This is a genomic window from Microbacterium xerophyticum (assembly GCF_053543555.1).
Genome location: NZ_JBLVOB010000007.1, coordinates 251,237 through 260,726, shown reverse-complemented (window position 1 = coordinate 260,726; position 9,490 = coordinate 251,237). Strand labels below are relative to the sequence as shown.

The window sequence follows — 9,490 nt, the reverse complement described above, 5'->3', positions numbered from 1 at the left end:
GAAGGCGGGGCACCGCCGGTGCGGTCAGTCGATGCGGATCGGCTCGGACTCCACGGTCGCCGGGGCGAGCCCCTCAGCGGTGCCCGTCACCTGCACGGTGATGTCGTGGCCCTTCCAGGCGCCCGTCAGGTGGAATCCCTCGCTCGTGGCGCCGTCGATCGGTTCGCCGTCGGCCAGCCACTGGTACGAGAACGCGGTGCCATCGGTCCATTCGCCCTCTTCGACCGTGAGCTTCGCACCGGGCTTGATGCCGAGGTGGTGCGTCGACACGATCTCCGGTGCGCCGGCGATGATGCCCGCCTCCGTCTCGCTCGCGACGAGCGGGTTGGGGATCACGACCTCGCGCAGCCATGTGTCGCCGGCGAAGTCGTACGCCTTCACCACGACGCGGTCGCCGTACGCCTCGAGCGTGAGGCCCTGGTTGATGTCGCGGGTCACGATCTCGCTGATGCCGGCAGTGTTCTCGCCGCGCGCGTCCCACTCCACGTGCATGGCGACCGTGTTGACCGCCCAGAAACCGTCCGGGTGGCCGTCGGCCGTGCGGCGCTGGACCGCCCAGTCGCCGAGCTCGGCGGGGTAGTGCGTGTGGCCGGAGAACACGATCGCGTTGGGGTAGTTGCCCAGGATGCTGGTCAGCCGGTCGTTCATCTGGTGGTGGCCGTGGTATCCGGGGATCCACGACGCGGAGACCGTGTCTCCGAGGGGGAAGTGCGTCATCACTGCGACCTGCTTGTCCAGCGCGGTCCAGTGCGCGAGCCGCTCCTCGAGGAACTCGACCTGTGCATCGCTCATCGCCACATCGGTCGGACCGGCGAACTCCTGGCCGAGGACGATCACGGGCAGGTCGCCCGAAGGGCCATCGATGACGTACTCGTCCCACACCTTCTCGCGGTCCGCGAAGGCGAGGAATCGATCGCGATTGGCGTCGAAACCGCCGGCGGCGTAACGCTCGTGGTTGCCCATCGACGCGATGGTCTGACGCGGACGGATGTCGGCCGTGGCGTCCATCACATCGTAGATCTCGGTCCATTCCGCGTCCGAGCCGCTGTTGACGATGTCGCCGACCATCAGCATGCCGTCCGCACCCGGGAGGAGCTCCGCGTAGTCGTTGAGGGCGTGCTGGAGATCCTGCGGGTGGCCCTGGATGTCGCTCATGACCCATGCGCGGGTGGCGTCGCCGGTCGGGGCCGCGAGCGACTCGTGCACGGTGACCGAGTCGATCGCCCAGTACCGGGCATCGGCATCGCCGGAGAGGTTCCAGCTGAAGACCGCGTTCTCGGCTCCAGCGGGAACATCCACGGTGACATCCTGCGCATAGTTCATCTGGCGGGCGTCGTAGTCGTCGGCGACGGACTCCGAGTCGAGGCGGAGGATCTCCGTCGGTTCACCGCCGTCGAAGCTCACGGCGACCGTGCCCGCCTGGCCTGCGGCGCCGCGGTAGTGGCTGTCGAAGGTGAGGCGCACCGCGCCGAGTCCGTCGACGGGCACGGCGGATCCGGTGAGCGTCGAGTCGAACGGCTGATCGGCGAACTGCTGGGCGTCCGCCACGACGATCGTGTCGTGCGCGCGACCGAAGCGCCCCCGCATCTCGTCGATCTCGCCGGTCCACTCCTCGCGGGTGGTGAACTGCCAGCCGCGGTAATCCGCCGTCCCCTGGTCGGCCATCGCGTCGTCGAAGCTCACCGACCATCCCTCGGCGCCGGTGGCGCCGAACCCTTCGCGCGCGATGATCTCGTCGGTGTCGTTGCTCGTCACGATCGGGTCGATCTCGACGGCCGCGTCCGGGTCGCCGGGCTGCGGGCGGTCAGTGTCCACGGCGATGGTAACGGTGACTGGTCCGGACAGCACGTCGTATCCGTCCTGCGCGAGCAGGTAGACATCCCACGCTCCGGCGTTGAGGCCGGAGAAGCTCACGGTGCCCGATGCTGCCGCCGTGTACGCCCACTGCGTCGAGGAGGTCGATCCGGGCGTGACGCCCTGCGGGTAGACGCCGACCCAGTTCGTGGCGTGGGGTGCATCGGTGGTCCACGCCAGTTCTACGACGTCGCCTTCGACGAGGTCGGGGCTCTCGGTGGTCAGGGTCGATCCGGCCTGAGCCGTGGCTGCCGGCGCGACGGTGAGGCCGAAGCTGTCGGATGCGATCGCGGGTGCAGAGGGAATGGCGATGAGGCCGACTGTCGCGGCGGCGATGAACGCGCGCCGCAGACGGGGGCGGGAGCGGTGAAGGGAAGACATCGTGATCCTTTCGGTGTGCGCCGGATTGACGCTGGCTCGAGTCTCGGCACCGTTTTCGAACGCGCGATGAACACCCCGCCAACGGGGTGGGAACCGGGCGCCCGAACGCCCGGATAACAGGGACGAGTGTGCACAGCTGTCCAATTCCCACCGTCAGGAGAGGGCGCGGGTCCAGCCTCCGGGTCGCGCGTCGGAGGTCGATGACGCCTCGAACGACACGGAGTCGGGCAGATACCGGTCCTCGGTGAGATCGATCGGGCGCCCGTCACGAGCGAAGGCCTGCCGCCGCACCCGCAGCAGAGGGCTCGATCGTCGGATGCCGAGAAGGCGGGCATCCTCGCTGGAGGCGGCCACCGCGTCGATCCGGTGCGATCCGAAGGATTCGCCGTACCCGGCCGCGTCGAGCACCGCGGCGTGCGATGCAGTGTCGACGGGCAGTCCGCGCAGGATGTGAGCCAGCCAGCCCGGATACACCGGCCGCTCGATCATCACCACGTGGCCATCGAGACTGCGCAGGCGTGTGAACCGCAGCACGGGGGAGTCCTGCGCGATCCGCAGCAGGCGGGCCTCGTCGGCCGTCGCCGCGCCCTCCTCCTCCCGGATGGCACGGCCGCCGGGCGTGAGGCCGCGATCGTGCGCCCACTGGGCGAACGAACCGAACGAGGCGAGTCCCTGAGTGTGCGACGACGACTGCACGATCCATCCGGCGCCGGATCGCGGTGCGACGACTCCGCGACGTGCCGGCAGCGCCAGTGCGCTGCGTGCGGTGCCCCGCGCGACACCATGTTCCGAGGCGATGGCCTGTTCCCCGGGCAGCAGCGTGCCGACCGGGAACTCCCCATCGGCGATCCGTCTCCCGATCCGCTCGGCGACGCGGCGGTAGAGAGGCGCGTCGGAGGTCATGCCATCAGTCTGGCGCAGAGCGCAGCGAAGGGCGGCTCTTGGAGCGTAGCCTGGACGAGTGACTGCGTACGTCTCGGCCTTCGACTTCTTCTCCATCGGAGTGGGGCCGTCGAGCTCTCATACCGTCGGACCCATGCGCGCAGCGCTCGATTTCGCCCGGCGGCTGAGCGCCGATGCGGTGCTGAGCGAGGTGGCGCGAGTGACGTGCACGTTGTACGGCTCGCTCGGGGCGACCGGCATCGGTCACGGCACACCGGATGCCGTCGTCGCGGGGCTGCGCGGGCTCGCCCCCGAGGACTGCGATCCGGCCGAGGTGCGTTCGGCATGGACGGATCTCCCGAACGGCGAAGCGCTCCTCATAGATGGGACGCACGCCGTCCCGTTCGTCAAGGACGACGTCGAGTTCGCACCGCGCACGCGCCTGCCCGGGCATCCGAATGCCATGATGCTCACTGCCTTCGCAGCCGATGGTCGGACGGTCGCGGAGGAGACGTACTACTCCGTCGGCGGCGGGTTCATCCGTCGCGAAGGGGAGGATGCGCAGGTCGCCGCGGGAGCCCTGCCGTTCGGCTACACCGACGCCGCGTCCCTGCTCGCGCTCTGCGATGAGCACGGGTTCTCGATCGCCGATGTCGCGCGCGAGAACGAGCTCTCGATGCGCTCGGAGGAAGAGCTGGCGGCCGGGCTCGACGCCATCTGGGACGCGATGTCCGCATGCGTCGAGGCGGGCCTGCACGCGGACGGCGTGCTGCCGGGGATCCTCAAGGTCAAGCGCCGCGCCGGAGCCATCCGCGAGCAACTGGAGAGCGTCGAAGCCGAAGGCGGTCGGGAGATCCCCGGTGAATGGCTCGGCGCCTTCGCGCTCGCCGTCAACGAGGAGAACGCCGCCGGCGGACGGGTGGTCACCGCACCCACCAACGGTGCCGCCGGCATCCTCCCCGCCGTCGCGATGTACTGGTGGCGGTTCCTCGCCGAATCCGGCCTCGGCTCCGGTAACGCCGTCACGCCCTACGGCGAGCTGGTCGGCAGTGCGCTGCTCGGTTTCGGCGGTGAGCCGGCGAACGTTGCGGATGGTGACGACCCCGTCCTCATCGCCGAGGCGAACCGCCGCCGCGGTATCCGCCGTTTCCTGCTCACGGCCACCGCGCTCGGCTCGCTCTTCAAGGCCAATGCGTCGATCTCCGGCGCGGAGGGCGGCTGCCAGGCCGAGGTCGGCTCTGCCTGTGCGATGGCCGCGGGCGGGCTGACCGCGGTGATGGGCGGCACCAATCGGCAGATCGAGAACGCCGCCGAGATCGCCATGGAGCACCACCTCGGACTCACCTGCGATCCGATCGGCGGGCTCGTGCAGATCCCGTGCATCGAGCGCAACGCGATCGCCGCATCCACGGCCGTCACAGCGGCGCGACTCGCGCTGCGCGGTGACGGACAGCACTACGTGTCGCTGGATGCCGTCGTCGAGACGATGCGGCAGACCGGGGCGGACATGTCGACGAAGTACAAGGAGACCAGCGAGGGCGGCCTCGCGGTCAACGTCATCGAGTGCTGACGCCGAGGCAGACCGGCTATTTCTCCGCGGCGCGGCGCTTCGTGTGCCGCGTCGGGGCAGCCGACCACGGGTCCTCGGGCCACGGATGCTTCGGGTACCGGCCGCGCATCTCGGCGCGCACCTGCGAATAGGGGCCGGCCCAGAACGACGCGAGGTCGTCGGTCACGGCCAGTGGACGTCCGCCGGGGGAGAGCAGGTGGAACAGCACGGGCACCCGACCTCCGACGAGGCGCGGGGTCTCCGCCCATCCGAAGCACTCCTGCAGCTTCACCGCCACGACGGGACGCGCCGACGGGTCATCGATGGGTGGGTAGGTGATGCGGATCCGCGAGCCGCTGGGCACCTCGAGCCGCTCGGGGACGAGGGCGTCGAGGTCGACTGCTGCGGGCCACGGCAGCAGTCGCCGCAGCGCCGAGGTCAGATCGATGCGTGAGGCGGGGGTGCCGGTGGCGAGTGCCGACAGCTCCGGACCGAGCCATGCGTCGAGCGCTCCGAGGAGCGCGGCATCCGACACTTCCGGCCACGGGATGCCTATCTCCCGCTGCAGCAGCGCGAGCCGCCGGCGCAGCGCATCCGCCGACTCTGACCAGGTGAACACTCCGAGCCCCTGATCCTCCAGTGCCCGCCGCACCGCGTCCTGGCCGCCCTCGCCGGCCTGAACCCGTACCGGGACCGAAGAACGGATGATCGCGCCGATGCGGCGCTCGCGCCGCGCGACGACGCGCCCGTCCGTGAATCGCGCCTCGATGCGGTCCGTGACCAGATGGGTCGCCGCTTGTTCGACCTGGCTCTCGGAGATGACCGCCGCCGAACGGATGACCGCCCCGGTGCCGGCTGCGGCGCGGCCCTGTGCGCGGTTGACATCGGCGACAGCCAGCCACTCGGCGCCCGCGAGCGGACCGGTCAGCCCGGCCCGGGTCCCTGAGGCGAGCAGGAAGGTCGCGCCGCCAGTCGAATGATCGACGCGACGGGCGATCCGCTCGGGGAAGGCGAGGGCGATGATGAGCCCGATCTGCTCGGCATTCGCGCGCCCCGCCCGGTCGCCGTCGGTGAACCGGGTCAGTCGGCGCACCTCCTGCTCCCAGCGCCGGGCCTCGGGGCTGCGACCGCTCCGCAGGCTGTTCAACGCTGAGGCGACATCTCCGTCGGCGACGCGGAACTCGCCCCCGATGAGGGCGACGACTTCGGCAGCCGTGCCTCCGCCTACCAGCACGGCGCCGTCGCGGAGTGCGCGGGCCAGGCGAGGATCGGTCGGGATGCGGGCGAGCTCTCGCCCCTCGTCGCTCGCCCGCCCGTCCGAATCGATCGCGCCGAGGCCGTGCAGCACGGAGACGGCGTCGTTCAGGCTGTCAGCGGGAAGGGGATCGACCAGCCGCAAGCCTGCACCGCCCGGTGCGCCCCAGCAGGCGAGCAGCAGCGCGGCATCGGTGAGATCCGTCGTCGCGATCTCGGGGGCCGGCCGCGCGGGCGCCGCCGCGAATGTCCGCTCGTCGACGCAGCGCACCACGACACCCGGCCCTTCACGAGTGGCGCGACCAGCGCGCTGCGTCGCAGAGGCGCGGGATGTCGGACCGGTGACGAGGCCGCTCATGCCTCGGGCAGCATCCCGCTGCGGGGCCCGGGACAGGCAGGTGTCGACGACGAGACGGACGCCGGGAACCGTGAGCGACGACTCGGCGAGCGAAGTCGTGACGATGATCCGCGCCGCGTCGCCTGCGCGGCGGCCGCCGATCACGGCATCCTGCTCGGCGGCGGGGATCTGGCCGTGCAGCTCTCGGACATCGAACTCGGGCGCGAGGTCTCGGATGCGGCGTGCGATCTCTGCGACCTCGCGCGCACCGGGCGCGAATACGAGCGCGTCCGCGGTCGGGACGCTGCGCGCCATGCCCCGATGCGCGTCGACCGCGGTGCGTGCGACGTGATCGAAGAAGGCCCAGGTGACGCCGCGCTCGTCCAATCGAGGCGAAGGGCTCGGCGCCCAGCGCACGTCGAGCGCGTGCGCCGGCACCGACTGGGTCACGATCGGAGTGGGGGCGGCATCCGTGCCGAGAACAGTCGCGAACCGGTCGGCGTCGAGTGTCGCCGACATCGCGATCAGCACCAGGTCATCGCGCAGCTCGCGCACCTCGCCCAGCAGGCCGATCAGCAGATCCGTCTCCAGCGCGCGTTCGTGCACCTCGTCGATCACGACCGCGCCGATGCCTTCGAGGCCCGGGTCATCGAGCAGTCGGCGCAGCAGCACGCCGGCGGTGACGAACTCGATCATCGCCGACGACTGCACCTGGCGCTCGCCGCGGACGGTGAACCCGACCCGGGAGCCGAGGGGCGATCCGTCCAGGTGTGCGAGGCGCCGGGCGGCAGCGCGGGCGGCCACACGGCGCGGCTGCGTCACGATCACACGGCCCTGAACGCGACCGGCGATGATCGGCGGGACGAGCGTCGTCTTTCCCGTGCCCGGCGGTGAGCTGACGACGACGGCTGCGCTGGCGTCGAGCGCCGCGTGCAGATCATCCACCGCCGAGGCGAATGCGAGTCCGCGACCGATCTTCGACAGGTCGAACGGAGCAGTGGTCACCCCTCCAGTCTCTCGCGTCCGGCGCACGACTCGGCGCGTAGGCTGAGCGGCATGGCCACGGTGAGGCGGCGCGGGCGTCCGCGCGGAGAGACGGATTCGCGCGAACGGATCATCTCGGCTGCGGTCGACGAGTTCGGTGAGCACGGCTACGACGGATCGACGATCCGCGCGATCGCGACCAGGGCCGGGGTCGACAGTGCTCTGGTGCACCACTACTTCGGGACCAAGGCCGATCTGTTCGCCGCGGCCATGGGCATGCCGATCCGGCCCGACGTCGCGATCCCGGAGATCCTCGCAGGCCCGCGTGACGAGGTCGGCGAACGCGTCGTGCGGTTCGTTCTGCAGGCGTTCGAGCAGCCGGATGTGCGCCGCCGTGGTGTCGCACTCATGCGCGCCGCGATCGGCAGCAAGCTCACGACTCCGGTGCTGACCGGATTCCTCTCGCGCGAACTGCTCGGCCGCATCGCACGCGCGCTCGACACCGATGATGCGGCGCTGCGTTCGACGCTCGCGGCGTCGCAGATCGCCGGGCTTCTCATGGCGCGCTACGTCCTCAGGCTTCCGCCGATCGCCGATGCCGGGGTCGATGAACTCGTGACGCGGATCGGCCCCACGGTGCAGAGGTACCTGTTCGACTGAACGCTGTTCGCATCGCGGGGCCTTGACGCCGCTGCATCCGGAGCGCACAATTCATCACATGATGAATAACTCGAGCGTGGAGGTCTCGCAGCTGCGCGTGCGACGCGGGAAGGCACGAGTATTCGACGGCGTCGACGTGGTTATCCCGCGCGGGCAGATCACCGGTCTGCTCGGTCCGTCCGGTTGCGGCAAGACCACACTGATGCGCTCGATCGTCGGTGTGCAGCGCGTCGAGTCCGGCACCGTGACCGTGCTCGGCGAGCCGGCCGGATCGCGGGTGCTGCGGCATCGCGTCGCCTACGGCACGCAGGACGCGTCGGCGTACGACGACCTGACCATCCGGCAGAACCTGCGCTACGTCGCGACTCTCCTCGGCGCTCCGCGTGACGCCGTCGACCGGGTGATCGCCGACGTCGGGCTGGCGGCGCAGGCCGACCAGCTCGTGTCGTCGCTGAGCGGCGGAGAGGGCAGTCGTGTCTCGCTCGCGATGGCACTGGTCGGATCCCCGGAGCTCGTCGTGCTCGACGAGCCGACCGTGGGTCTCGATCCGGTGCTGCGTGCCGAGCTGTGGAGCCGATTCCGCGCCCTCGCGGAGCAGGGCGTGACGCTGCTGGTGTCGAGCCACGTCATGGATGAGGCGCTGCGCTGCGACCGGCTGCTCCTCATGCGGGCGGGCAGGATCATCGCCGACACGACACCCAAGGGACTGCTCGCCGACACGCGAGCGGAGGATCCGGATGCCGCGTTCCTCGCCCTGATCGAACGGGATCAGCAGCATCACATGGACACGCGCAGGTCTCGTCGAGAGGAGAAGGGGGAATGAACGGCGTCCGGCTCTTCGCCACCGCGGGCCGCGTGCTCTCCCAGTTGCGGCACGACCCCCGCTCGATCGCGCTGATGCTGATCGCACCGAGCCTGCTGGTCGGATTGTTCGCATGGCTCTTCAGCGATCAGGAGGGGGTGTTCGACCAGTTCGGCGGACCGATCCTCGCGCTGTTCCCCTTCATCGTGATGTTCCTCATCACCTCGATCACGACGTTGCGCGAGCGACGCTCGGGGACGCTGGAACGGCTGATGACGACGCCGCTGGCGAAGAGCGACTTCATCCTCGGTTACGCGTTGGCGTTCGGGCTGATGGCCGTGCTGCAGGCCGTGATCACGGTCTCTTTCGCAGTGTGGGTCTGCGGGCTCGAGACGGATGGACCGCTCTGGCAGCTGGGGCTCGTCGCCGTCGTCGACGCGTTGCTGGGCACGGCGCTCGGACTGCTCGCGAGCGCGTTCGCGCAGACCGAGTTCCAGGCGGTGCAGTTCATGCCGCTGCTGGTGTTCCCGCAGATCATCCTCGGCGGACTCTTCATGCCGCGCGACCAGATGCCAGACGTGCTGCACGCCATCTCGGACTGGCTCCCGCTGAGCTACGCGATCGACACGATAAACGCCGTCTCTGCCGGTGACGAGGGGTGGGATGTGTTCGGCCCGTTGCTGATCGTGGTCGCGTTCATGCTCGGGGCGCTGGTGCTGGCGTCGCTCACGCTGCGCCGCCGGACGCCGTAGGTGCGCTGCCGCGTTGTGAACAGGAAGAGGGGGGG

Annotated in this window: 7 protein-coding genes; 4 read left to right on the top strand and 3 right to left on the bottom strand. The window is 70.1% G+C overall.

Going from position 1 to position 9,490, the window contains the following annotated elements:
- Positions 1-24: 24 nt before the first annotated feature.
- Together ACNPNP_RS12790 and ACNPNP_RS12785 are read right to left on the bottom strand one after the other, a co-directional pair.
- Positions 25-2,235, bottom strand: a complete 2,211-nt coding sequence (locus ACNPNP_RS12790) for a metallophosphoesterase family protein (protein ID WP_448966418.1) — start codon at positions 2,233-2,235, stop codon at positions 25-27.
- A gap of 153 nt (positions 2,236-2,388) precedes the next feature.
- Entirely contained in the window at positions 2,389-3,138 is a 750-nt protein-coding gene (locus ACNPNP_RS12785; protein ID WP_448966417.1) for a GntR family transcriptional regulator, read from the bottom strand.
- 58 nt (positions 3,139-3,196) lie between these two features.
- On the opposite strand from ACNPNP_RS12785, the gene ACNPNP_RS12780 reads away from it, so the two are divergent.
- On the top strand, positions 3,197-4,687 hold the full coding sequence (locus ACNPNP_RS12780; protein WP_448966416.1) for an L-serine ammonia-lyase, iron-sulfur-dependent, subunit alpha: 1,491 nt from the start codon (positions 3,197-3,199) through the stop codon (positions 4,685-4,687).
- A gap of 16 nt (positions 4,688-4,703) precedes the next feature.
- Here ACNPNP_RS12780 and hrpB read toward each other — a convergent pair whose 3' ends face one another.
- On the bottom strand, positions 4,704-7,262 hold the full coding sequence (hrpB, locus tag ACNPNP_RS12775; RefSeq protein ID WP_448966415.1) for an ATP-dependent helicase HrpB: 2,559 nt from the start codon (positions 7,260-7,262) through the stop codon (positions 4,704-4,706).
- A gap of 51 nt (positions 7,263-7,313) precedes the next feature.
- Between hrpB and ACNPNP_RS12770 the strand changes: the two genes are divergently transcribed.
- The 3 genes from ACNPNP_RS12770 (at position 7,314) to ACNPNP_RS12760 (ending at position 9,455) form a co-directional block, all read left to right on the top strand.
- Positions 7,314-7,901 (top strand): TetR/AcrR family transcriptional regulator, encoded by a 588-nt coding sequence (locus ACNPNP_RS12770; RefSeq protein WP_448966414.1) that lies wholly within the window; start codon positions 7,314-7,316, stop codon positions 7,899-7,901.
- A 61-nt stretch (positions 7,902-7,962) separates the two neighbouring features.
- Entirely contained in the window at positions 7,963-8,724 is a 762-nt protein-coding gene (locus ACNPNP_RS12765; RefSeq protein WP_448967249.1) for an ABC transporter ATP-binding protein, read from the top strand.
- Positions 8,721-9,455 carry an ABC transporter permease gene (locus tag ACNPNP_RS12760; protein ID WP_448966413.1) on the top strand — a complete coding sequence of 245 codons (735 nt, stop codon included), beginning with the start codon at positions 8,721-8,723 and terminating at the stop codon, positions 9,453-9,455. The genes ACNPNP_RS12765 and ACNPNP_RS12760 overlap by 4 nt, the downstream gene beginning before the upstream one ends.
- Positions 9,456-9,490: the final 35 nt, after the last annotated feature.

What these genes read in the sequence shown, in the direction of transcription:
- ACNPNP_RS12790 (WP_448966418.1), bottom strand. Translation starts at nt 2,235, where the DNA reads ATGTCTTCCCTTCACCGCTCCCGCCCCCGTCTGCGGCGCGCGTTCATC.
- ACNPNP_RS12785 (WP_448966417.1), bottom strand. Translation starts at nt 3,138, where the DNA reads ATGACCTCCGACGCGCCTCTCTACCGCCGCGTCGCCGAGCGGATCGGG.
- ACNPNP_RS12770 (WP_448966414.1), top strand. Translation starts at nt 7,314, where the DNA reads ATGGCCACGGTGAGGCGGCGCGGGCGTCCGCGCGGAGAGACGGATTCG.
- ACNPNP_RS12765 (WP_448967249.1), top strand. Translation starts at nt 7,963, where the DNA reads ATGAATAACTCGAGCGTGGAGGTCTCGCAGCTGCGCGTGCGACGCGGG.
- ACNPNP_RS12760 (WP_448966413.1), top strand. Translation starts at nt 8,721, where the DNA reads ATGAACGGCGTCCGGCTCTTCGCCACCGCGGGCCGCGTGCTCTCCCAG.